19 protein-coding genes and 1 pseudogene are annotated in these 21,962 nt (G+C 68.7%); 12 read left to right on the top strand and 8 right to left on the bottom strand.

Annotated elements, in window-relative coordinates:
- Positions 1-119: 119 nt before the first annotated feature.
- Positions 120-428 carry a hypothetical protein gene (locus tag BST11_RS27040; RefSeq protein WP_142276232.1) on the bottom strand — a complete coding sequence of 103 codons (309 nt, stop codon included), beginning with the start codon at positions 426-428 and terminating at the stop codon, positions 120-122.
- Positions 429-518: 90 nt separating this feature from the next.
- Between BST11_RS27040 and BST11_RS07390 the strand changes: the two are divergent.
- From BST11_RS07390 to BST11_RS07375, 4 genes and pseudogenes are all read left to right on the top strand, one after another.
- A pseudogene (locus BST11_RS07390) lies at positions 519-911 on the top strand (nitroreductase family protein); the annotation flags it as partial.
- 154 nt (positions 912-1,065) lie between these two features.
- Entirely contained in the window at positions 1,066-2,268 is a 1,203-nt protein-coding gene (locus BST11_RS07385; RefSeq protein WP_083137296.1) for a cytochrome P450, read from the top strand.
- A gap of 93 nt (positions 2,269-2,361) precedes the next feature.
- Positions 2,362-3,870, top strand: a complete 1,509-nt coding sequence (locus BST11_RS07380; protein ID WP_083137359.1) for an adenylate/guanylate cyclase domain-containing protein — start codon at positions 2,362-2,364, stop codon at positions 3,868-3,870.
- Between the two features lie 94 nt (positions 3,871-3,964).
- On the top strand, positions 3,965-5,065 hold the full coding sequence (locus BST11_RS07375) for a ferritin-like domain-containing protein (RefSeq protein WP_083137295.1): 1,101 nt from the start codon (positions 3,965-3,967) through the stop codon (positions 5,063-5,065).
- Between the two features lie 57 nt (positions 5,066-5,122).
- Here the strand turns inward: BST11_RS07375 and BST11_RS07370 are convergent, their stop codons facing one another.
- The gene (locus BST11_RS07370) at positions 5,123-5,533 is read right to left on the bottom strand and encodes a hydrogenase (protein ID WP_083137294.1); all 411 of its coding nucleotides are present in this window, start codon (positions 5,531-5,533) and stop codon (positions 5,123-5,125) included.
- 169 nt (positions 5,534-5,702) lie between these two features.
- Here BST11_RS07370 and BST11_RS07365 point away from each other — a divergent pair, with 169 nt between their 5' ends.
- From BST11_RS07365 to BST11_RS07355, 3 genes are read left to right on the top strand one after another with little or no spacing between them, the layout of a single operon-like run.
- Entirely contained in the window at positions 5,703-6,770 is a 1,068-nt protein-coding gene (locus BST11_RS07365; RefSeq protein ID WP_083137358.1) for a protein kinase family protein, read from the top strand.
- 1 nt (position 6,771) lies between these two features.
- A complete protein-coding gene (locus BST11_RS07360; protein ID WP_244897562.1) occupies positions 6,772-13,299 on the top strand; it encodes an ATP-binding protein in 6,528 nt (2,175 codons plus the stop codon).
- Between the two features lie 52 nt (positions 13,300-13,351).
- Positions 13,352-13,621, top strand: a complete 270-nt coding sequence (locus tag BST11_RS07355) for a hypothetical protein (protein WP_142276231.1) — start codon at positions 13,352-13,354, stop codon at positions 13,619-13,621.
- Between the two features lie 4 nt (positions 13,622-13,625).
- On the opposite strand, the gene BST11_RS07350 is transcribed toward BST11_RS07355, so the two are convergent.
- Positions 13,626-14,363 carry a superoxide dismutase family protein gene (locus tag BST11_RS07350; protein WP_083137292.1) on the bottom strand — a complete coding sequence of 246 codons (738 nt, stop codon included), beginning with the start codon at positions 14,361-14,363 and terminating at the stop codon, positions 13,626-13,628.
- A gap of 126 nt (positions 14,364-14,489) precedes the next feature.
- Between BST11_RS07350 and BST11_RS07345 the strand changes: the two genes are divergently transcribed.
- Positions 14,490-14,912, top strand: coding sequence for a nuclear transport factor 2 family protein (locus tag BST11_RS07345; protein WP_083137291.1), 423 nt, complete (start codon positions 14,490-14,492; stop codon positions 14,910-14,912).
- A gap of 169 nt (positions 14,913-15,081) precedes the next feature.
- Here BST11_RS07345 and BST11_RS07340 read toward each other — a convergent pair whose 3' ends face one another.
- Positions 15,082-15,792 carry an SDR family oxidoreductase gene (locus tag BST11_RS07340; protein ID WP_083137290.1) on the bottom strand — a complete coding sequence of 237 codons (711 nt, stop codon included), beginning with the start codon at positions 15,790-15,792 and terminating at the stop codon, positions 15,082-15,084.
- A 106-nt stretch (positions 15,793-15,898) separates the two neighbouring features.
- Between BST11_RS07340 and BST11_RS07335 the strand changes: the two genes are divergently transcribed.
- On the top strand, positions 15,899-16,786 hold the full coding sequence (locus BST11_RS07335; RefSeq protein WP_083137289.1) for a LysR family transcriptional regulator: 888 nt from the start codon (positions 15,899-15,901) through the stop codon (positions 16,784-16,786).
- On the opposite strand, the gene BST11_RS07330 is transcribed toward BST11_RS07335, so the two are convergent.
- From BST11_RS07330 to BST11_RS07320, 3 genes are all read right to left on the bottom strand, one after another.
- The gene (locus BST11_RS07330) at positions 16,769-17,248 is read right to left on the bottom strand and encodes a hemerythrin domain-containing protein (protein WP_083137288.1); all 480 of its coding nucleotides are present in this window, start codon (positions 17,246-17,248) and stop codon (positions 16,769-16,771) included. The two genes, BST11_RS07335 and BST11_RS07330, sit on opposite strands and share 18 nt — an antisense overlap.
- Positions 17,245-18,024, bottom strand: coding sequence for a Rieske (2Fe-2S) protein (locus BST11_RS07325; protein WP_083137287.1), 780 nt, complete (start codon positions 18,022-18,024; stop codon positions 17,245-17,247). Before BST11_RS07325 ends, BST11_RS07330 begins: the two co-directional genes overlap by 4 nt.
- 367 nt (positions 18,025-18,391) lie before the next feature.
- Complete coding sequence (locus tag BST11_RS07320; protein WP_067323121.1) at positions 18,392-18,700, bottom strand: WhiB family transcriptional regulator; 309 nt, start codon at positions 18,698-18,700, stop codon at positions 18,392-18,394.
- Between the two features lie 363 nt (positions 18,701-19,063).
- On the opposite strand from BST11_RS07320, the gene BST11_RS07315 reads away from it, so the two are divergent.
- From BST11_RS07315 to BST11_RS07305, 3 genes are all read left to right on the top strand, one after another.
- Entirely contained in the window at positions 19,064-19,876 is an 813-nt protein-coding gene (locus tag BST11_RS07315; protein ID WP_083137286.1) for a hypothetical protein, read from the top strand.
- An 81-nt stretch (positions 19,877-19,957) separates the two neighbouring features.
- Entirely contained in the window at positions 19,958-20,533 is a 576-nt protein-coding gene (locus BST11_RS07310; RefSeq protein ID WP_067323234.1) for a sigma-70 family RNA polymerase sigma factor, read from the top strand.
- Positions 20,526-21,380: an anti-sigma-D factor RsdA gene (locus tag BST11_RS07305; RefSeq protein WP_083137285.1), complete on the top strand. Its 855-nt coding sequence runs from the start codon at positions 20,526-20,528 to the stop codon at positions 21,378-21,380. Before BST11_RS07310 ends, BST11_RS07305 begins: the two co-directional genes overlap by 8 nt.
- A gap of 12 nt (positions 21,381-21,392) precedes the next feature.
- Here the strand turns inward: BST11_RS07305 and BST11_RS07300 are convergent, their stop codons facing one another.
- The gene (locus tag BST11_RS07300) at positions 21,393-21,803 is read right to left on the bottom strand and encodes a DUF5319 domain-containing protein (protein ID WP_067323130.1); all 411 of its coding nucleotides are present in this window, start codon (positions 21,801-21,803) and stop codon (positions 21,393-21,395) included.
- Positions 21,804-21,962 lie beyond the last annotated feature (159 nt).

Raw genomic sequence — 21,962 nt, 5'->3', positions numbered from 1 at the left:
AACACCCCCGGTTCCGACCCCCGGGGGTGTTTCGTTTCCGCGCCGCGCCGAGATCCCCGCTCCAGACACCAGCTATTGCGATAATTCTCGGCCTGGCGTCGCAGACATTCATTGTCGCGTTAGGCGGCAATCGCCAGCAGTGAGACGGCAGTGGTCGAGAAGTAAGTCACGAAGCGGACGACTGCAGGTAATAGTCGCGGCCACGGTTGACCTGAACCCGGTCGGGCAGGGTGACCCCCGCGAGGTGAAGTTGCGATCTGGTCGGTCGCCGATTTCAGATCGTAGGCTTCCCGCCACTGCTGGATTCGTCCCCATTCGTCAAGTTCGAAGACTGCCATGACGGCGCTGCTAACGGGAATGCCGCGAATAATCGAGTTAGAGACCTGCTCGACCATGACGGTCCGCCCACGGCTGATGAGGATCAGCACCAGGTGTCGATGCCGGCCTGGGGGCTTGTGTACTGAACCGCAACAGTTTTCGCATGTAGGCCAACGGTCGGAGGCGAGCGTCGCCGGCGACGTCGGAAACGGTTTCGAATCGTGCGCTACAGCGCACTCGGCATTGAGCGCGAGGACTGGGAGGCGCGTCAGAGGGCCGCTTCCGCGAACTGGGACTGTTTTCGCGCACCGGCCGCCCTGTTTTGCTATATCGACCGCGACCTGGGCCGTCCCCGATGGGCCGACGTGGGCATGTATCTGCAGACCGTCATGCTGCCGCTGCGCGCCGAAGGGCTGCACAGTTGCCCGCAGATGGCGTGGTCGGTGTATCGCAAGACTGTCGCGGAGATCCTGTCGCCCCCGGACGGGCTCATCCTCTTCTGCGGCATGTCGATCGGGTACGAGGACCCCGAGGTCGGTTACACGCGGACGGGCCGCGCGCTCGACGAGACGGTCACGTTCGTCCACGGTTAGTCCACCCGATGACCGCCGAAGCGCCCGGGCGTTGAATCGTTTGATGCTTGAATCTGCCACCGGAGCGGCGGGCGAATTATTCGATCGTTGACCCAAATGCCGTGCGGCGTGAGGATGAGCACGGTTGGCGTCCGATGACGGGAGTTGCAGATTCATGGGTGTCAAGACCGCGAGTGGACTGTCCTATGACCCCTACGATGTCGAACTCAACGCCGATCCGTATCCGCTGTTTCAGCGGCTCCGCGAGGAGGCGCCGCTGTCCTACAACGAACGACACGACTTTCACGCGCTGAGCCGATTCGACGACGTGCATGCGGCGCTGCATGACCATGAGACGTTCAGCTCTGCCCGGGGCAACATTCTCGAGTTGATCAAGGCTGACATGCCGATTCCGCCCGGAGTGTTTCTCATGGAGGACCCGCCGCTTCACGACATCTACCGCCAGAGCCTTTCTCGCATGTTCACGCCGCGCAAAATGCGCGAGGTCGAGGCCACCGCACGGCAATTCTGTGCCGAGAGTCTCGATCCGTTAGTCGGTACCGGTGAATTTGACTTCATCGCCAACCTGGGCGCCCAGATGCCGGTGCGAGTCGTGTGCAGGCTGCTGGGAATTCCCGACGAGATGCGGCAGGAGGTGCTCGACCTCGCCGAGGGTCACGTCAACACCGAGGCCGGCGGAAAAATGAAAGCGGCGTCCTCAGGGCTGGAAACGGGGCAGTTGTTCGCCGACTACCTCGATTGGCGCGCTGAACACCCCTCCGACGACGTTGTCACCGAATTGCTCGGCGTCCAATTCACCGACCTCGACGGCACGACACGGGGGCTGACCCGCGAGGAACTACTGATTTGCATCACGCTGGTCGCCGCGGGCGGCGCCGAGACAACGACCCGGCTAATCGGTTGGGCGGGCAAGGTTTTGGCCGAGCATCCCGAGCAACGGCGGGAGCTGGCCGCCGACCGCAGCCTGATTGCCGGCGCGATCGAGGAGCTGCTGCGTTTCGAACCCCCCGCGCCACACATCGCGCGCACCCTCACACGCGATGTGCAGTATTACGGACAGCACGTGCCGGCTGGCAGCATCATGATGTTGCTCGCCGGTGCTGCAAACCGCGACCACCGGCAGTTCCCACCCGATGGCGACGTCTTCGACATTCACCGCAAAGCCGGAGCCCATGTCGGATTCGGCGTTGGCGTGCACTACTGCCTGGGAGCGTCGTTAGCCCGGATGGAGGGCCGCGTGGCGCTCGACGAGGTGCTCAACCGCTTCCCGGAGTGGGACATCGATATGTCTCGGGCACGCATGACCACGACATCGACGGTTCGCGGCTGGGAGACGATGCCGGCCGTCCTCGCATGAAAACCAATCGCGGCGCCCCGACTTGACATTCGGCCCTGATGTAGTGCCGAAGAAACGCCCCCGGTTCATCGCCGGGGGTGTTTCGCTATGGGCATGGATCGCATCTGGCAATTGGCGTGGGAGCGGTACAAATCCAGGTATTCGTGGGTGGGCTGGGCGCTCACCCTCCCGGTGGCGCTCCCGGTCTATCTCGCCTGGTCGTTCGGCATCGTCGCTTTCGAGAGGTCCGATCGCTACACCGAGGCGGCCGCGGTGACCGCGGTCGCCGTGCTCGCGTACCTGTGCGTGCTGGTAGCTCCCGGCGCCAGGGATCCCCGCCTCATCGAGCGGTGGGCCGCCGGCGAAGACGTCGATCGAGAGAGCGCGCTGCGTGCCACCTACAGCTATGGCCGGAAACTGATCACGAGGGGGGTGGTCGTCACCTTCTTCTGGATCGCGGCCCTGTTCGTCGGTGTCGGGATGATTGCGGGAGCCAGCGGGTCGCGGCTCATCCAGTACGCGATTCTGGGCGCCGTCGTCGGGACCGCCGGCCAGCTGATCACTCTGCACAGCTACACCGAACAAACCCTGCGACCCGCCCGGACCGCGATGGTCTCGGACACCGGGATCGGCGATTCCCTGCCTCGCTCCCGCCCGACGTTCGCCATCTGGACCAACGTGGCCATGCTCGCGGTCGGGTTCGCGTTCGCCGTCGCGGGCGCGATCCTGGGGGCCGTACTGGACCTGACGAGCCACGGCCCCGCCCTCGCCATGGTGATCGGTGGTGTCCTGGTGCTCGTCATCGGGCCGTCGCTGTGGGCCGCGTACTCGCCAATGCTGCAACCCATTCGCGATCTTGCCGAGGGCACGAAACGTGTTGCGGCCGGGGATTACTCGCGACGGTTGCCGGTGGTGCAGGACGATGATTTGGGTGCGTTGGCGGCGTCGTTCAATCGGATGCAGGCGGGTTTGGCTGAGCGGCAACGTCTTCAGGCCGCGTTCGGTACCTATGTTGATCCGGCCTTGGCGGCGCGGTTGCTCGAGCAGGGCGACGACGTGTTCAGCGGGGAGCGTCGCGAGGTGACGGTGATGTTTGTCGACATTCGTGACTTCACCCCGTTCGCGGAGGCCAACAGTGCCGAGGACACGGTGGCGCGGCTCAATGCGCTGTTCGAGATCGTGGTGCCGGCCGTGGTGGACGCCGGGGGGCATGTCAACAAGTTCCTGGGGGATGGCGCGCTGGCGGTGTTCGGTGCCCCCAATGATCTTGCGGATCATGCCGAGGCCGCGGTGGCGGCGGCGGTGCGGATCCATCGGCTTGTGGCCGAGCGCTTCGGCGGGGAGCTTCGCATCGGCATCGGGATCAACACCGGCAAGGTGATCGCCGGGACGATCGGCGCCGCGGGCAAGCTGGAGTTCACCTTGATCGGTGACGCCGTCAACGTCGCGGCCCGCGTCGAGCAGCTGACCAAAACCACCGGCGACGCGATCCTGCTCACCCAGCAGACCGTCGACGCCCTGGTTTCTCCACCGCCCGGCCTCACCGACCGGGGCCCTCACGCGCTGAAGGGCAAGTCGACGCCCACACACCTTTTCGGCCTGGAGCCGGCCGCGGTCGGTTAGCCCGCGCGTCGGGGTTGACGCGCCGCACGCATCGGGTGCAGTGTGATACTCGTCATATGACCACTGGTCACACGGAGCAGAGAGGTAGTGGCTCATGACCACGCGGGACAAGTACACGGACGTGCCCGAGCCTTATTCGTGGGAGGTTCCCAGCGCCGGCGACGCGCGCTTCACGTGGGAGTACGACGAGGGGCGCGCCCGGCTCCTTTCGCTGTACCAGAAGGGCAAGGACAAGCAGTGGGATGCCCAGTCGCGCATCGACTGGGCCCAGGACGTCGACCCGATGAACCCCGTCGGGCTGCCCGACGAGTTCCATCCGCTGTTCGCCAGCCCGATGTGGGAGGCCGCCGACGAGGCGCGCCGCGATGAACTGCGCCAGCACTTCCAGGCCTGGCAGTTCTCCCAGTTCCTGCACGGCGAGCAGGGTGCGATGGTGTGCGCGGCCAAGATCGTCGAGGTGGTTCCGGATCTGGACGCGAAGTTCTACGCGGCCACCCAGACCATGGACGAGGCCCGGCACGTCGAGGCGTTCTCGCGATTCCTGCAGGAGAAAGTCGGCCTGGTCTACCCGATCAACAAGCACCTGACCGCGCTGCTGGACGACACCCTGCGCGACGCGCGTTGGGACATGCCCTATCTCGGCATGCAGGTGCTCATCGAGGGGCTCGCACTCGCCGCCTTCGGGGTGCTGCGTGACATGGCGCCGCAGGATTCGCTGGCCAAGAAGGTGCTGGCCTACGTCATGCAGGACGAGGCCCGGCACGTCGCCTTCGGCCGCATCTCGCTGAAGGACTACTACGCCGCGCTGACCGAGGCCGAGCGCGACGAGCGCGAGGAGTTCGTCGTGGACGCCTGCTACCTGATGCGCGACCGGTTCCGCGGCGAGGAGGTCTTCGAGACCCTCGGCATGGACGTCCAAGAATGCGCCGCGTGGGTCGACGCGTCGCCGCTGATGATCCAGTTCCGCTCGCATCTGTTCAGCCGCATCGTGCCGATCGTCAAGGACATCGGGCTGTGGGGAGACAAGGTGCAGAAGGCCTTCCGGGACATGGGTGTCCTCGACATGGCCGCCTTCGACATCGAGGCGCTGATGAAGGCCGACGAGGACCAGGCCGACGCCCTCGACAAGGCACACGCCGAGATGGCGGACCGGGCCCTCGAGGTGAACGAGGTGATCGCCGCGGGCGCGAGCTGACCCGGCAAGTCAGCTCCCACAAAGGTTTTCGGCCTCGACGTTGCCCTTTGGATTTCGTCATCGCCCGAATAGCCCGACGATCACGATGCCCACGCCGAACACGATCGCCAGCGCCAGGGAGATCAACAGAAGGCTGACGAGCCCTTCCTTCGCCGCCGGGGCCTCGTGGCCGGCGGCGGCGATGGGCGCGAGCCTGCGGCCCGCGCCCCATGCCGCTGCGAGCAGCGAGGCCAGCCAGTTCGCGTAGCCGGCGTACACGATCAGGGCGACCGCCGTGACCCCCCACGCTCGGGACAGGTGGATGTGCGGCCAGAGCAGGCCGAGTATCACGAGGAACATGCCGTTGATGACCGCCTCGAGGTGGCTCGACAGCGCCATGCGCGGGTTCTTCAGTGCCGGGACGGCGAACCCGGTAAGCAAGCCGATCAAGAACAGGACCAGGCCCAGCACGAACAAGACCGTCTGCATGTCAGAACAGTAGGGGCGCGCGGCCGCGCGCGCTGGCGTTATGGCGATCGACGTGCCTCTCGGAACTGAGGTGCCGCGGTGCGCCAGGTCAGCGATGCCAGATCGGCGAAATTCGCAGCACATTCCCAGAATTTCGTAAGATTGCGTCGTCCAGATGGAGGTCGGGCCGATGGCAGCGTTCCCCGTTGACCCCTCGTCCGTGACGGCGGAATGGCTCAGCGAGGTGCTGCGCGCCGACGTGCGGGAATGCCGGCTCGAACAAATCGGCATCGGCGTCGGACTGCTCGGCCGCTTGTACCGTGCGCATCTGCAAGGCGAGTCGGGTGTGCCGCAATCGGTGGTGGTGAAGCTGCCGCTGGTGGACACCGAAGCCCGGACGGCCGTCTGCGAGGACCTCGAGTTTTACCTCCGTGAGGTGCGCTTCTATCAAGAGATTGGCCACGCCAACCCGTTGCGGCCGCCGCGTCCGTACTTTGCGGCGTTCGACGAGACGACACACGATTTCGTGCTCGTACTCGAGGATCTCGGCCGACTTCGCGTCGCCGATCAGATCGCCGGCTGCGCCGCCGCGGATGCCGAAACAGTCGTCGAGGCCATCGCCGGCCACCACGCCCACTGGTGGGAGACCGATCGCCTCGCGGCTTTGCCGTGGCTGAAGCCGTTGAGCAGCGCGCCCTTCCCGGCAGTGCTGGCCGGCAACTTCGAGGCCGCGTGGCCACGCTTCCTCGAACGAGTGGGCTTTGACCTGTCCCCGCAGCTGCGTGCCTTCGGGGAGCGGTTTTCCGCGCTCATTCCATGGTTCCTGCAGGAGCTCGCGCGGCCGCCCCGCACCTTCCTGCACGGCGACTTGCGCCTCGACCAGCTGTTCTTCGCCGTCGATGCGGGCGATCCACCGGTGACGGCGCTGGACTGGCAGGTCACCTCGAAAGGCCGGGCTGCCTACGATGTCGGGTATTTCTTGTGCCAGAGCCTGGTCACCGAAACGCGGCGCGGCTGCGAAGGCCGGCTCATCGAGCGGTATGCCGAGGTGCTCGCCGAGCACGGTATCGACTACCCCCGCGACGAGCTGTGGCGCGACTACCGGCTCAACACGGCGTGGTGCTTCATCTACCCGGTGATTGCCTCCGGCCGGATCGACGTGGCCAACGACCGCCAGCTACAGCTGCTCCGCACCATCCTCGACCGCACCGCCGCGGCGATCGAGGACCATGACGCCCTGTCGCTGAGGCCCGACTGACATGTCCGATCCGCGACAGGGCCGCACCTGCGCCTCGTGCGGCACTGACAACGAAGACGACGCCCGCTTCTGCGAGGGGTGCGGCGGGTCGCTCGGCCGGGCGTGTCCGTCCTGCGGCGTGGAGGCCAGTGCCACCGCGCGATTCTGCCGGGCGTGCGGGGCGCCGCTCGAGGATCGGGATCGCCCGGAGCCGGGGCCGGCGCGGGCCGCGGCGCGCAAGACCGTGACGGTGATGTTCGCCGATCTGGCCGGTTCGACCAGCTTCGAGGAGCGGGTCGATGCGGAGACGGCACGCGAGGTCATCGGCCGTTACCACGACCTGCTTCGCTCGACTGCCGAACGCAATCGCGCGGGCGTGACCAAATACATCGGCGACGGATTCATGGCCGTGTGGGGCGTTCCCGAGATCGGTCCCGACGACGCCGGGCGGGCGGTCGATGCCGCCGTCGAGCTGCAAGAGCGCTTCGTCGACCTCGCCGCCGACGTGTCGCACGCGCACGGCGTCGATCTCGCCCTGCGGGTCGCGGTGAACACCGGTGAGGTCGTCGTCGGCACCGGCGACGCCGATCTCGTCGGCGACGCCGTGAACGTCGCGGCGCGGCTCGAGGCCGAATGCCCGCGCGGGCACGTCGTCGTCGGCGGGGAGACGTGGCGGTCGACCCGCGGCCGGCACTCCTACGACGCCCTCGGCCAGGTGCACGTCAAGGGCCGGACCGCGTCCGTGGCCGTCTACCAGTGGCTCGGCCGCCAATCCGAAGCCGCCGACTCCGCCGTCTTCGTCGGCAGGGCCGACGAGCTCGGGCGGCTCGGTGCCGCTTTCGACGACGCGGTCGCGGCGCGGGCGGCGCGGTTGGTCACGGTCATCGGTGACCCGGGCGTCGGCAAGAGCCGCTTGGCGGCGGAGTTCGTCGAGTCGCGGCCCGGCGCTCGCGTCGTGGCGGCCCGGTGCGACGCCGAGCAGACCGTGGCGCTGGCGCCGATCGTCGAGATACTGCGGGCCCGCGACCTCGATGCCGACCTCCCCGTCGGCGTCCCCGAGCGGGACCGCGTGCTCAGCGACCTCGAGGGCCTGGCGGCCGGCGTCCCCGCATCGGTGGAGGAGACGTTCTGGGCGCTGCGCCGCTTCGTCGAGGTGCTGGCGTCCGATGAGCCGCTGATCGTCATTCTCGACGACCTGCACTGGGCCGACACCCTGCTCGTCGACTTCGTCGAGCACCTCGCGGAGTGGGTCAAGGACGTGCCGGTTCTCGTGGTGGCGCTGGCCCGGCCCGAGCTGCGCGAGGCCCGACCCGATCTCGTCGGATGGGTATCCGAGGCGTTCCACCTCGGCGGCCTCGGCCCCGACGCGACAGCCGAGCTCGCGGCCGGCGTCCTGGGCGCCTCCCGGCTGCCGCAGGAGCTGGTGAGCCGCCTGCCGTCATCGACCGGAGGCAACCCCCTGTTCGTCCGCGAGCTGCTCGGAATGCTCGTGCACGACGAGGTCCTCGTGGCCGACCCGGCCGGTTGGCGGCTGACCATCGACGCCGACGCCATCACCATCCCGCCCACCATCCAGGCGCTGCTGGCGTCGCGGCTGGAGCGACTCGACGCGAGGGATCGGCGCGTGCTGGAGATCGCGTCGGTGGTCGGCACCGACTTCTCGCCGACGGCGGTCTGCGCCCTGGAGGAACGCGGTGTCGACATCAGGGCCTCGCTGGACCGGCTGCGCCGCCTTGAACTCGCGCAGCCGAGCGGAGCCTACATCGGCGACGAGCCGGTCTGGCGGTTTCACCATGTCCTGATTCGCGACGTCGCCTACCGCCGGCTGTTGAAGTCGGACCGCGCGGAGCTGCACGAGCGCCTCGCCGCGTGGGTGGAATCGGGCGGGGCGAGCCTTGCGTTCGACGCCCACGAGATGGTCGCCCGGCATCTGGACTACGCGCACAGGTACCGCCTGGACCTCGGCGTGCACGACGAGCACACCGCGGCGCTCGCGCTCCGGTCGGCGCGCGGCTACGCAACCTCGGCACGCCGCGCGCTGGACCGTGACCAACTCGTCTCGGCCGGCACCCAGGCGGCACGCGGCGCGGCCCTGGCCGCCGCCGACGAGGCGCTGCACGCCGAACTGCTGATGGTCGGCTGTGAAGCGTTCCTCGCCGCCGGCGACGTCGCCGCCGGGGCGCCGCTCGTCGACGACCTGGAGCGCATCGCCGGCGAGGCGCTCGAACCGTGGGCGACCTGCTACCGGTGCCAATTCGTCGTCTACACCGATCCGGAGCGGTTGTTGGAGGCCGACGCCCGCCTGCAGGGCGCGATCGATGAGTTCTCCCGGCGGGGGGACCAGGCCGGGCTGGCCAAGGCACACCAGGTGCGCGCGGGTGCGCGGGCCCGGCTCGGCCGGATCGGCGACTGCGAGGTCGACCTGTTCGAGTCACTGGTCGCGGCGCGGCAGGCCGGGGACCACCGGCGGACCACCGCGGCGCTCGCCGCGGCGCCCAATGCCGCGCTGTGGGGACCCAGCCCGGTGCCCAAGGCGGGCGGGCGGTGCCTCGACGTGGTTCGGATGCAGCGCATGACCACGGCGACGCCGTCGCTCGAGGCGACCTCGCTGCGCTGCCTGGCGGTACTCGAGCTGCTGCGCGGGCGACCCGACAAGGCCCGCTCGATGCTGGCCGACGCCCATCAGATCGTCGCCGAGCTCGGTTTGCGGCACGGGCTGATGGAGACCGAGCTCTTCGCCGGGATCATCGAGTTGATGGGCGGCGACCCGGTTGCGGCCGAGCCGCACCTCCGGGCCGCTCTGCAGGGCCTGGACGCGTTGGGTGTGGGCGCCGACGCCGGCCTGGCCGCCGCCCTGCTGGCACGATCGGTGCTCGCCCAGGGCCGCGTCGACGAAGCCGACCGGTACGCCTCCGAAAGCGAGCACCTCGCCGGGCACAACCTGAAGACGGCCATCGCGTGGCGCGCGGTGCGGGCCGAGATCCTGGCGGCACGGCGCCGCTACGACGAAGCCGTCGCGATGGCACGGGACGCGGTCGCCGTCGCCGCCGGGACCGACCTCGTCCTCGACCACGCCGATGCCTGCCGCGCACTCGGGCGGGTGCTGGCCGCGGCCGGTGACGCGCCGGGCGCGGCCGACGCGCGGCGTCACGCCGAGGCGTTGTACGCGGCGAAGGAGGCGCAGGGCGCGATCGCGCGGCCGGTCGAACAAGACGCGCCCAAGGCGGCCGGCGCGGCGCAGTCACGCCTGGCCGTCGCGAACCGTGCGAGCGCCCTCAGCGATCGCGCATTGTTGGCGATGCGAGCCGGAGACATCGACGCCGTGGCGGCGACCTACCAGGACCGGCATGTCTACGAAGACCGGCGTCGTCTCGCCGGTGACCCACTCACGGGTGGGATCCGTGCGGCCGCGGAGCGCCTCCACGATCAGTACGGCCACGTGGAGTGGCGCACGCTGGCCGTGCGGGGCGAACGCCTCCAGCTGCTGTGGACGCGCTGGTCGGATGACTCCACCAACGAGGCGGCATATCTGCACGTGACCGAGGTCGGCGATGACGGGCGGGTCTGCTACGAAGGTCGCTTCGACGAGGACGACTTCGAGAGTGCGTACGGTGAGCTGGAACGCCGGTATTACGCCGGCGGGGGCGCGGCGTTCGCCGAGGCGGGCGCTGTCGCGACCGATTTCATCACCGCCGTCAACCGGGGCGACTTCGACCGGGCGTTCGGCGAGCTCAGCTTTCCCGAGATGCGTTGGGAGAACCGGTCGCGGTCGGGTTTCCCGGATCAATCGGCCGGTGACCTTCGCGCCAGCTTCGAGGAGCTGGACGCGACGATGGGGTCGGTGCGGATGTGGCTGTCGGCGGTGTGCTGGCTGTCGTCGGCCCGCGCTGTCACCCGGCTGGAGCGCGAGGCCGTCGGGCCCGGAGGCGAGCGGTACGCGTGGACGCGGCTCCACGTGGTCGAGTTCCGTGACGTTCGAATCGAGTCGATGTGCGAGTTCGAAATCGACGACGAGGCAGCGGCGTTCGCCCTCGCCGAGGAGCGGATGCGAGCGAGACCCAGCCGGCTCGCCCTCAGCAACCGCGCCAGCCGGGCGATGGACGGCGTTATCGACGCGCTGCGGGCCCGGGATGCGACCGCCGCCGTCGAGTTCTACTCGGATCGCGGCACCTCCGACGATCGGCGCCGATTCAGCGGCGACCCGATCGGCGACCGCGCGGCGCTGGTCGGGGCCATTGACCGAGTCCTCGCCCAATACTCGCAATTCGAGGTACACACCTTGGCGGTGCGCGGTGAACGCCTGCAGCTGTCCAGGTGCCGCTGGTCCGATGAGGCCGGGAATCAAACTACTCATCTGCGCGTGACCGAGGTCGGCGATGACGGGCGGATCACACATGTCGGGCGCTACGAGGACGACGACTTCGAGAGCGCCTACCGAGAGCTGGAGCGCCGCTACTACGCCGCCGAGGGCTCGGCGTACGGCGAGGCCGGTGCCGTCGTGGTTGACTGCATGACCGCCTTCAACAAAGGCGACTTGGACCACGTGTTCGGCGAACTCAGCGCACCCGAGATGCGTCTGGAGAACCGGTCGCGCGCGGTCTTTCCCGACTTTTCGGTTGCCGAATTTCGCACCAGCGTCGAAACACTGAACGAGGGCGTCGCGTCCGTCAGGATGTGGCACTCGGCCGTCTGCTGGGTGTCGCCGACCTGTGGCGTGGTTCGCCAGGAGCGGGAGGCCGTGTGGCTGGACGGCGAACGCTACCTGTGGACGCACATCTTCGCGTACGGGGTGCGCGACGGCCGCGTGGAATGGATATGCCACTTCGACCCGGACGATGAGGAAGCGGCGTTCGGCCTCGCCGAGGAGCGGGTGCGGGCGACCTCAAGCCGGCTTGCGGTCAGCAACTGCGCCAGCCGGGCACACAACCACGTATTCACCGCGTTGCGGGCCCAGAACGCACACGCCGCCGTCGAGTTCTATTCCGATCGCTGCATTCACGACGACAGGCGCCGACTCAGGGGCGGCCTGGTGGACGACCCGGCGGTGCTGCTCGCAAGCGCTGAACGGGCCCTATTGCAATACAAGCGATTCGAGGATCGCACGCTGGCCGTGCGCGGTGAACGCGTGCAGCTGTCCTGGAGCCGCTGGTCCGATGACGCGGGGAACGAGAGCACCCATCTGCACGTGGTCGAGATCGGCGATGACGGGCTCATTTGTTACGACGGCCGCTTCGACGAGGACGACTTCGAGGGCGCCTACCGAGAGCTGGAGCGCCGCTACTACGCCGGCGAGGGCGCGGCGCTCGCCGAACCGGGCGCCGTCGCGACAGAAGCCATGATCGCCTTCAACCAAGGCGACTACGACCGGTCGTTCGGCGAGCTCATGGCGCCTGAGATGCGCCTCGAGACCCGGTCGCGGTCGGCTTTTCCGGATCGTTCGGCTACCGACCTGCGTGCCACTTCCGGGGAGCTGAAAGAAATGGCCGGCTCGGTGCGGATGTGGTTGTCGTCGGTGTGCTGGGTGTCGCCGGCGTGGAGTGTTGCGCGGTTTGAGCGGGAGGCCGGCGCGCCGGAAGGGGAGCTCCACGCGTGGACGCGGATCATGGTAGGCGAAATCCGTGACGGTCGAATCCAGTCCATGTGCACGTTCGAACCCGACGATGAGGAAGCGGCTTTCGCCTTGGCCGAGGAGCGGATCCGAGCAACACGGAGCCGGCTTACGGTCAGCAACCGCGCCACCCGGGCGATGGACGCGGTCTTCGATGCAAGGAACGCCGAGGCCGCCGTCCAGTTCTACGCGGATGCGTTCACCTACGATGATCGGCGCCGGCTCAGCGGCGAGCCGATTCACGACCGCGCGGCGCTACTGGCGGCCGGTGAACGAGTCCTGGCTCAGTACAAGCGATTCGAGGCCCGCATCCTGGCGGTGCGCGGTGAGCGGGTGCAGCTGTCCCGGTGCCGCTGGTCCGACGAGGCCGGGAACGAAACAACCCACCTACGCGTGGTCGAGGTCGGGGATGACGGACGAATCACGTATGCCGGGCGCTTCGACGAAGACGACTTCGAGGGTGCCTATCGCGAGCTGGAGCGACGCTACTACGCGGGCGAGGGCGCACCGTTCGCAGAGGCGGGTGCCGCGCTGGCCGACGCGATCGATGCCTTGAACAACCACGACTTCGACCGGTTGTTCGGCGGGCTCAGCCTCCCGGAGCTGCGCGTCGAGAACCGGACGCTATCGGCTTTCCCGAGTCGCTCGGCCAGCCAGCTTCGCGCCAGCCTGGACGACCTGTACTCGATGGTCGCCTCGGTTCGGACGTGGCTCTCTGCGGTGTGCTGGCTATCGCCGACCTGGTGTGTTACCCGCCTTGACCGAGAAGCCGTCGGGCCCGAAGCCGAGCAGTATGCGTGGACCGGGACCCTTGTTATCGAGATCCGCGACGGCGACTCGCGTTGCTTGGTCAGTTCGAACTCGACGACGAGGAAGCGGCGTTCGCGTTCGCCGAACAGCGGGCACGAACGTAGCCGTCGCGAAAATATGAGATGGGTATGAGGCCTGGCTTTGCCCGGGCTTCTCGCGCCGGACGCGTGCGAGCGTGGGTGGTGTGGCCTCCGACCCGCAGATAGAAGAAGCGCTCCGACAGGCGTCGACCTATCTATGGTTGGCCGATGTCGTCGGCAAGCGGAGGCTGCCGATCATCCAGTCGCTCTACAGCTTTGCCGCCCGGCAGATGGTCGCGTACACCACCGACGGCGAGGACTGGCACATCCGGGCGGCGACCGCCGCCGCACACGATGCCACCGAGATGCATCAGCTGATCACGGGCCGCGTCCAGCCCACCCCGGGCACACTGGACAAACCGTCGAACCTCTGAGACGTCAGCCGCCGGGCGGAAGGCTGTTCGTCGTCGTACTCGGCGTCGTCGTGACAGCCGGGCTGCTGGTGACCGTGACGGTGCTCGTGCTCGTGCTGGTGGACGGCGGCGGCACGGCGGTCGTCGTGGTGCTCGTGGTGACGCTGGTCGTCGCCGTCGCCGTCGCCGTCGTCGCCGTCGTCGTCGTCGCCGAGCCCGCCGCGATCACCCCGCAGGCCACGCGCTTGGCCGCGGCACCGGCGGGAGAGCCACCGAGGTTGTCCGCGTCCTGGTGGACGACCAGCGCGGTGCCCGAGCTGTTCCTCAGGTCCGCGGCGGTGAACGCGTTGCTGGTGGTGACGAGTTTCGCCGAGCCGTCCGAGCGCACCTGCAGGGCGGTCAGGTCGCCGCTGGCCGGGTAACCCGTGTGGCCCGGCGCCTGGTAGACGTCGCCGGCGGAGGCGAAGTCGCCCTCGCAGGTGCCCACCGAGTGGATCTGGAGCCCGTGGAAACCGGGGGTCAGGATCCGGTTGGGGCCGGCGTCCACGGTGACCGTGGCGTAGCCGTTCGCAAAATCGATGGTGGCGTTTGCGACGACGGTCCCGTCGGTGCTCTTCAGCTGCGTGGTCAGCTTCTCGGCGCCGGGCGGCGCGCTGCTGAGTGGCTCGGTATTGGGTTGGCTGCCGCGCTGGTTCGCGCATGCGGCCAGCGGTGCGATGGTCGCGGTGAGCACCGCGACCGCGAGGGATGCGCCCTTTTTCATGGGCCGTGCCTACCCCGATGCACCACCGGCGAAACGAGTGCGCCGGTGGAGTCGGGTAGGCGCACCCCTATGCAAAGCCGGGGCGCGGGCGTCATGCTCACCGGATGGGGGTCAAGGAGGAACGAGATGTCAGCACCTACGGCCGAGGAGATCCGAGCGGCCCTCGAGCGGCACGTCGAACTGTGGAACGCCGGTGACAAGGAGGCGTGGCTCGCGCACTGGAAGCGCGTCGTGCCGGGTGAGGTCACGATGGAGGACCCCGTGGGCACGCCGGTCAAACGCGGATGGGACGTGATGGCCGACGTGTGGGACGCCTCGCCCAACGCAGACTGGAAGCTGGGCATCGGCCTGCTCTACGTGTGCGGGACGACCGGCGCCGCCGTCATTCGCAACTCGGGCACCGTGAATGGCCAACCGGCGCTCATCCAGAGCATCGAGATCTACCGGTTCGGTGCCGACGGCTCGCTGCACACCTCGACGTTCTGGGACCTTGCCGCGGGCAACGAGTACGCGCAGTGGACGGCCGAGACCGGCGAGGCGGCGCGGTAACCCGCTCGGCCGCCGCTAGTCGGTCGCGACGTCGGGCGGGTCGTAGATCACGAGGAAGACCAGGTCGTCGCCGCCGGTGTTGGTGAGGCCGTGCCACGTGTTCGCGGGAACCTTGACGAAGGCGCCCGGCGCCGTCTCCCAGAACCGCTCGCCGAGCTCTCCTATCTCGTCAGGCGGCGACGCTTCCGCCGCCGTCGGCGCGAATGATCTGACCGGTGATGTAGCCGGCGTCCTCGTCGAGCAGCGCGCAGATCGCGTGCGCGATCTCCCGCGGTGTTCCGAGGCGGCGCATCGGAATGGTTTGCAGGAGCCGCGATTCGCGCTCGGACCCGACCGGGCTGAGCTCGCGGTACATCTCGGTCTCGATGGGGCCGGGGGCCACCGCGTTGACCGTGATTCCGGTCTGCGCGAGCTCGCCGGCCCAGATCCGGGTGGCCGCGTCCAGCGCCGCCTTCGTCGCGGCATACGGGGTGCGCTCCGCGGAGCCCAGGGTGGTGAAGCTGCTGACGTTGACGATCCGGCCCCACCCGGCGGCCAGCATTCCGGGCAGCACCGCCTGGACCACCTGCACGGCGGCGCGCACGTTCAGGTCGTAGGTGGTGAACAGGTCGTCCAAGTCGATCGAGCCGATTCGGCCGAACCGTGCGATGGCGACGTTGTTGACCACGGCGTCGATGTGGCCGCTCGCCACAATGCGCTCGAGCGCGTCGGCGGTGGCCGCCCGGTCGGCGAGGTCCACCTCGTAGAACTCGCCCGGGAATTCCGCCGGTGCCGTGCGCGCGAGGCCCACCGGTATGCCCCCGGAGCCGGCGAGCCGGTCGGCGACCGCCCGGCCGATTCCCTTCGACGCCCCGGTGATCAGTACTCGCCTTGCCGTCATGGTGTCCTCCTTCGGTGGTGCCTGTATGATTACTTAAACGTTCTGGAAGAACAAATGATCATCACGTTGTTGATATGAATAATGACGTGGGTGATATGGAGGTCCGATGACGACCTTGTTGCAGCTGAAGGCGTTCACCTCGGTGGTCGATCAGGGTGGCTTCACCGCGGCCGGCCGGCGGCTCGGGTTGTCGCAGCCTGCCGTCAGCCGCGCGGTCGCCACGCTCGAAAAGGAGCTGGGGCTGCCGCTGTTCGTTCGCCGCCGCGACGGGCTCTCGCTGACCGAAGCCGGCTCCGTCGCGCTGACCCACGCGCGGGAGGCCGTGCGGCACTTGACCTTGATGCGCACCGAAGTCGCCGGCCTGGCCGGTGACATCAGCGGGACGCTGAGCCTGGCGAGCCTACCGACCGCGACCGCCGCGCTCGTCGCTCCGCAGCTGCAAGCCTTCGTCGAACGGCATCCGGCCGTCACCATCCGGCTCCTCGAGGGAAGCGAACAGGAAATACGGGACTGGCTCGACCAGGGGGCGGCCGAGGCGGGCGTGGTCAGGCTGCCGATCAGGGGCCTCGACGTGGCCGTCCTGGGTGAACAGGAAATGGTCGCCGTGGTGCCCGCGGGCAGCCGCCTGGCGTCGAAAGAAACCATCACCTATCCCGACCTGGCCTCCGAACCCTTTGTGCGTGGCACCGGCGGGTGCGCCGACGTGTTCATGCCGGTGGCACGGCAGGCCGGGGTGCATTTCGATCTGGCCTTCGACGCGCGCGAAGTGACCGCGGCGCTCGAGATCGTGCGGGCGGGGCTGGGGGTGAGCATCCTGCCGAGCGTCGGGCTGCCCGACCTGCCCGGTGTCGCCGTGCGACCGCTGGTGCCCAAAACCGTGCGGCGCCTCGGCGTCGCGGTCTCCGCCAGCGCCTCCGCACCCGCACGCGCGTTCCTCGAGCAGGTCGCCGCCTCATCGGCTCGCCGGCACAGCGACTCACACCGAGCTCAGTAGCGCGATCCGGCCTCGAACGCGCAGGCTGTTGAGCGTGGAGTGGCGCAACTTGGCGATGCGCCCGGCCATCCGGCTGCCCAGCTCATCAAGGACCTGAGGTTCCAAAGCTATTGGGGGCGGGCACAAGTCGCGCTCCTCTTCGCTGGCGTGAGCGTCCAGTACCGCGACGAACGAGCGCCATTCGTCCTCGTATCCGGGGGCCGTCGGGGGTACCCGGAGGAGCACCGCGAGTTGATCCCAGACTTGCCGGTGTTCGGCGTGGGCGATCGCGACGAGTTCGCCGGCCGCCGACACCGCCGGGTAGAACAGGTCGTCTTCGATCCGCATGTGGATGTCCAGCTCGATCAGCAGTTCGTCGAGCGCGTCCTGCCGCTCGTCGGCGACCGCCGGTATCGCCGTGATCGCCGAGCAGAGTCGGCGCAAAACCTTGTGGTGCGCGAACAGCACGTCGTACGCGTTCATTTCGCCACTCCTCGCACCTCGACGAGTCCGTCGCGGACCCGCGCCGAATAACGCGGCAGGGCCGCTGTCGACGGTCCGCGCAGCACTTCTCCGGATTCACAGGCGAATCTCGAGCCATGCCACGGGCACACGATCCTGTCGCGGTCGATCCAGCCGTCATCCATCGGCGCACCCAGGTGGGGGCAGCGGTGGCCGACGGCCAGCACCCGATCGCGGTTGCGAAAGAGAACCACACCGACGCCGTTCACCTCGACCCGACGCGGCCCGCCATCCAGGGCCGCCGCCGGTAGCACCGCGGTCCAGGGGCCCACCCCGAGCCGCAGACCGGAACGATCGACCCCGATGGCTGATCCGAAAACCAAAGCGCCGCCCAGGTAGCCGCTACCGAGCGTGATGCCATAAGCCACGCCGCTGGTTGCCATCCCGCGCCGATGGCGGCCGCGGTAGCGGTCGCACCACGACGCCGCATACAGGACCGTTGAGACCGCGTTCAGCACCCCATGGACGAGGCCGACCCGGCGCGGTTGCTGATGGCTGTGCTGCCAGTCCGTCACGCCGGTGGCGGCCGCACCCACGCTGCCCACGATTGCGACGCCCAGCGCCAACCTCGACGCAGCACGCCATCGCGCGGAGTGACCCGGCAACAGGCCGGCCGCGTCCATCACGACCGTCGCCGTCACCGCCCCCGTCGGCACCGACGTCAAAGCCGGGTGCAGGGGATGGCCGAGCCATGTGCCGTGCAGCGCGTTGCTCACGCGGTCTCGATGCCGGCCCATTGCCGCGAAGAAAAACGTCAGAAGGTGCTCGAGGCGGTAGCTCGGCCGATCCAGCCATTCCTGCCGCCCCAGGGTTGCTATGACGCCAAGTCCGGCATCGCGGACCCGGCTTACGGAATGATGTGGGCGCTCACGCACGGCACGCTCCTTTGTGCACGCGAGCGAACCGACGCGGGCCCCCCGACACGACGGAACGCACTGGATCCACGCCGGCGCGGCGCAGGGGGTTTCGACGCGGCGTCGACGATGGACCGGGACCCTGCGAGGGTCTAGTCCACGACTAGGACACGAACTGCGGTGCGCGAAGCGTTCAATGTCCGCGATCGCAGTTGCGGAACGCGTTGATTACCAGCAATTTTGGCCTACGTCAGGCCGTGCGACGGATGCCGCGCACGCGGCCGAAGTCGCCCTTCAGCAACAACTCGCGCTCGGTCTCCGACAAACCGCCCCAAACGCCGTACGGCTCACCGACTTCCAGCGCATGCGAACGGCACTCCGCGATCACCGGGCACTGCCGGCACATCTCTTTGGCGCGCTGCTCGCGTTGCATGCGGGCGCGGCCACGCTCGCCGTCGGGGTGAAAGAACATCGACGAGTCGACGCCGCGGCACAGGCCCTGCAGTTGCCAGTTCCAGATGTCGGCATTGGGTCCAGGTAGCTGCTCCGGCTGTGGCATTGGTTCGTTCCCTCTCTGCACCGCACGCTTGGAAGGAGGTTCGCGAAGCGTCCGAAAAGCGATTGTGCAACCGATTTCGAGTGGAGTCACCGATGACTACCCGTCAAACATAGAACCTAGGGGCGGCGGCGAATTTCCGTCAATAGCCACTTAGGCCGCCAAAGTATATACGCGTTGGAGCAAAATTAACGTACCGTTCATATGCTATGGATTTGCTAAGCGGGAGCCCCGCTACCAGGCAGTTGACGGCTCCGTAATTTCCCAGCTCAGCGCGGGGGGCGGCGGAAACGGCGATTAGTACAGACCCGATTGTGATTAACACTTCGGTAACACCGGCAGCACGAAGTGTTTACTACTATCACCGTGATTGAAACTGGTCACACTTCGACGATCGAGCCGGCGCTGGCCGCCGCCGCCTTCGGCGACCGCCCGGCGAGCTGGCCGCTGCCCGCGGCGACCACGCCCCGGCAACTGTGGCTGCGCGCCGTCGCGGCGGGCGGCCAGGGGCGCTACGGCAGCGCCTATCGCGACCTGGCGGCGCTGCGCCGCGGCGCCCCGGGCGACCGGTTGGTCTCGCTGGCCCACAGCACGCAGGCGTCGTTTCTGCGCCAGCTCGGCTGGCACACGTTGGCGCGCGGCTGGGACGGTCGCGCCCTGGCCCTGGCCGGCACGGATCCCGAGGCCTGCGCCGACGCGCTGATCGGGTTGGCGGCCGATGCCCTGGGGGTCGGCCGGTTCGCCGCCGCGGCAACGTTGTTGGCCCGCGCCGACGCCGAGCCCGGCGCCGTCCCCGACCGGCTCCCGGTGCGCCGCCGCTGGGTGGCCGCCGAGCTGGCCATGGCCACCGGCGACGGCGCGTCGGCGGTACGCCACGCCGAGGAGGCGGTCGCGCTGGCCGCGGCGATGGCCGTCCCGTCGGCGCGGCACCGCGCCAAAAGCGACGTGGTGCTGGCCGCCGCGGTGTGCGCCGCCGGCGACATCGAGCGCGCCCGCGCGGTCGCCGACGCGGCGCTGGAGGTCACCGGCCGATTGCACCTGATACCGCTTCGGTGGGCGCTGGCGTGCTTGCTGATCGATATCGAAAGTGCCACGTTTTCAACACAAAAGCTGCACGAAATTCGCGATATCTGCGCAGGCCAGGTGCGGCGCGCCGGGGGCGCGTGGCGTTCCGCCTGAAACGGCCTTCCGCCCGTTATTGTCAGTTCGACAGTTAGCCCGCGATGTGTCCCGTTCGTAACGTTGGAGATACCGCCGTCGATGACAATTCAAGGGGAACGTCTCGACGCTGTGGTTGCGGAGGCCGTGGCGGGGGACCGGAACGCCTTACGGGAGGTGCTGGAGACCATCCGTCCGATCGTCGTGCGATATTGCCGGGCGCGAGTCGGCACGATCGAGCGGGGCGGCCTGTCAGCGGACGACGTGGCTCAGGAGGTGTGCTTGGCCACTATCACGGCGCTGCCGCGCTACCGCGAGCGCGGGCGGCCGTTCTTGGCTTTCCTGTACGGCATCGCCGCGCACAAGATCGCCGACGCCCACCGGGCCGCCGGCCGCGACCGTGCCTACCCCGCGGAAACGGTGCCGGAGCGCTGGTCGCCGGAGGCGGGCCCGGAACAGCGTGCCATCGAAGCGGATTCGGTCAGCCGCATGAACGAACTGCTGGAGATCCTTCCCGCCAAGCAGCGCGAGATCCTGATCCTGCGGGTGGTCGTCGGCCTGTCGGCCGAGGAGACCGCCGCCGCCGTCGGCAGCACCACCGGCGCGGTCCGCGTGGCGCAGCACCGGGCGCTGTCACGGCTCAAGTCCGAGATCGTCGCGGCGGGTGACTATGCCTGAATTCGGCTACGCGCTCCCCGATCAGCCGGCCCTGGACGAGTTGGCCCACACCGATTTGCTCCTCGACGCGCTCGCCGAGCGACGGTCCGTGGACCTGCACGACGCCGGCGACCCGAACTTCGAGGCGCTGGCCGTCCTGCTGGAGGACTGGCGCGACGACCTGCGCTGGCCGCCGGCCAGCGCGCTGGTGTCGCCGGAGGAGGCCGTCGAGGCGCTGCAGACCGGGCTCGCCGAGCGCCGTCGCGCCCGTCGCGGCCTTGCCGCGATCGGATCGGTCGCCGCGACGCTGTTGGCGCTCAGCGGGTTCGGCGCCATGGTGGTCGAGGCCCGTCCCGGCGACGCGCTCTACGGCCTGCACGCGATGTTCTTCGACCAGCCGAGGGTCAACGACGACCAGATCACGTTGTCCGCCAAGGCCGAACTGGCCAAGGTCCAGCAGATGATCGACCAGGGCCAGTGGGCGCAGGCCTCCAATCAGCTGGCCGAGGTGAGCAGCACCGTGCAGTCGATGAACGACGGGGCCAGCCGGAACGACCTCCTGGACCAGGTGAACCTGCTCAACACCCGGGTGGAGTCGCGCAACCCGAACGCGACGCTGCCGCCGGCGGCACCGAAGCCGAGCGCGCCGGTGGTCTCGTCCACGACGGGGCTCTCGCCCGGCCCGACCACCACCCCGCCGTCGGTGGCCGGCACCACGGCCCCGGCCCCGGGCGCCACGGCGACCCCGTCGGCCGGGCCGTCGGAAAGCCCCTCGGAAAGCCCGACAACCAGCCCGTCGTCCGGCCGGCATCGCCATCACCATCACAAGACGACACCGTCATCGGTGGCCCCGGACGACACGCCCTAGTTCAGGGGCGGCTCAGTGGCGGTGGTGGAAATCGGCGTCTGACGTCGCCTCGTTGAGCGAGGCGTCGGCGTAGCCCCGGCAGTAGTCCCACGTGACGTAGGAGTCCGGTTCGGGGTCGTAGGCGGGCTCGTGCGGGCGCACGGTGCCGTCGATCAGCAGCTGCAACAGGTTGGCGCGCAACATGTCCCAGTCGTGATAGTGGTCCTGCTGGCACTCGTCGCAACACACCACGAGCCCGCGAATGCCCTTGTGCGCCAACAGCGCCTCGTACACGGCCAGATCGGCCAGGTCGGCCTCGACCGCCATCCGCTCCTGCTGATCCAGCGGTTGCCCCGGCTCGACGGCATCGAGCGCCGCCGACGGATCGCAGGGGTCGTCGGCGAACGGGTCGGGCGGCAAACCCGGCGGTAGGTGGTCGCGCACGCCCCTAGCCTACGCAGGGGGGCCGTCAGAACGCCAGCAGGTCAGGTCGCCGCCGGCCGGCGCGGGTGAGTGCCCGCGGCGCGCCCGGGCAAGCGGGTACCCGGGGCCCGCGAGCCGATAGGATGGGTTTCTCACTCCGCGCGCGTATGGAGGGCTCCC

The sequence above is a fragment of the Mycobacterium alsense genome (assembly GCF_002086635.1).
GTDB classification, from domain to species: domain Bacteria; phylum Actinomycetota; class Actinomycetes; order Mycobacteriales; family Mycobacteriaceae; genus Mycobacterium; species Mycobacterium alsense.
Note: the sequence above shows the minus strand (reverse complement) of the source record. Positions and strands in the feature narration are given on the sequence as shown.

Bases quoted from the DNA above. Each gene is read 5' to 3' on its own strand.
- BST11_RS07385 (WP_083137296.1), top strand. From the start codon at position 1,066: ATGGGTGTCAAGACCGCGAGTGGACTGTCCTATGACCCCTACGATGTC.
- BST11_RS07380 (WP_083137359.1), top strand. From the start codon at position 2,362: ATGGATCGCATCTGGCAATTGGCGTGGGAGCGGTACAAATCCAGGTAT.
- BST11_RS07375 (WP_083137295.1), top strand. From the start codon at position 3,965: ATGACCACGCGGGACAAGTACACGGACGTGCCCGAGCCTTATTCGTGG.
- BST11_RS07370 (WP_083137294.1), bottom strand. From the start codon at position 5,533: ATGCAGACGGTCTTGTTCGTGCTGGGCCTGGTCCTGTTCTTGATCGGC.
- BST11_RS07365 (WP_083137358.1), top strand. From the start codon at position 5,703: ATGGCAGCGTTCCCCGTTGACCCCTCGTCCGTGACGGCGGAATGGCTC.
- BST11_RS07360 (WP_244897562.1), top strand. From the start codon at position 6,772: ATGTCCGATCCGCGACAGGGCCGCACCTGCGCCTCGTGCGGCACTGAC.
- BST11_RS07350 (WP_083137292.1), bottom strand. From the start codon at position 14,363: ATGAAAAAGGGCGCATCCCTCGCGGTCGCGGTGCTCACCGCGACCATC.
- BST11_RS07345 (WP_083137291.1), top strand. From the start codon at position 14,490: ATGTCAGCACCTACGGCCGAGGAGATCCGAGCGGCCCTCGAGCGGCAC.
- BST11_RS07340 (WP_083137290.1), bottom strand. From the start codon at position 15,792: ATGACGGCAAGGCGAGTACTGATCACCGGGGCGTCGAAGGGAATCGGC.
- BST11_RS07335 (WP_083137289.1), top strand. From the start codon at position 15,899: ATGACGACCTTGTTGCAGCTGAAGGCGTTCACCTCGGTGGTCGATCAG.
- BST11_RS07330 (WP_083137288.1), bottom strand. From the start codon at position 17,248: ATGAACGCGTACGACGTGCTGTTCGCGCACCACAAGGTTTTGCGCCGA.
- BST11_RS07325 (WP_083137287.1), bottom strand. From the start codon at position 18,024: ATGGGCCGGCATCGAGACCGCGTGAGCAACGCGCTGCACGGCACATGG.
- BST11_RS07320 (WP_067323121.1), bottom strand. From the start codon at position 18,700: ATGCCACAGCCGGAGCAGCTACCTGGACCCAATGCCGACATCTGGAAC.
- BST11_RS07310 (WP_067323234.1), top strand. From the start codon at position 19,958: ATGACAATTCAAGGGGAACGTCTCGACGCTGTGGTTGCGGAGGCCGTG.
- BST11_RS07305 (WP_083137285.1), top strand. From the start codon at position 20,526: ATGCCTGAATTCGGCTACGCGCTCCCCGATCAGCCGGCCCTGGACGAG.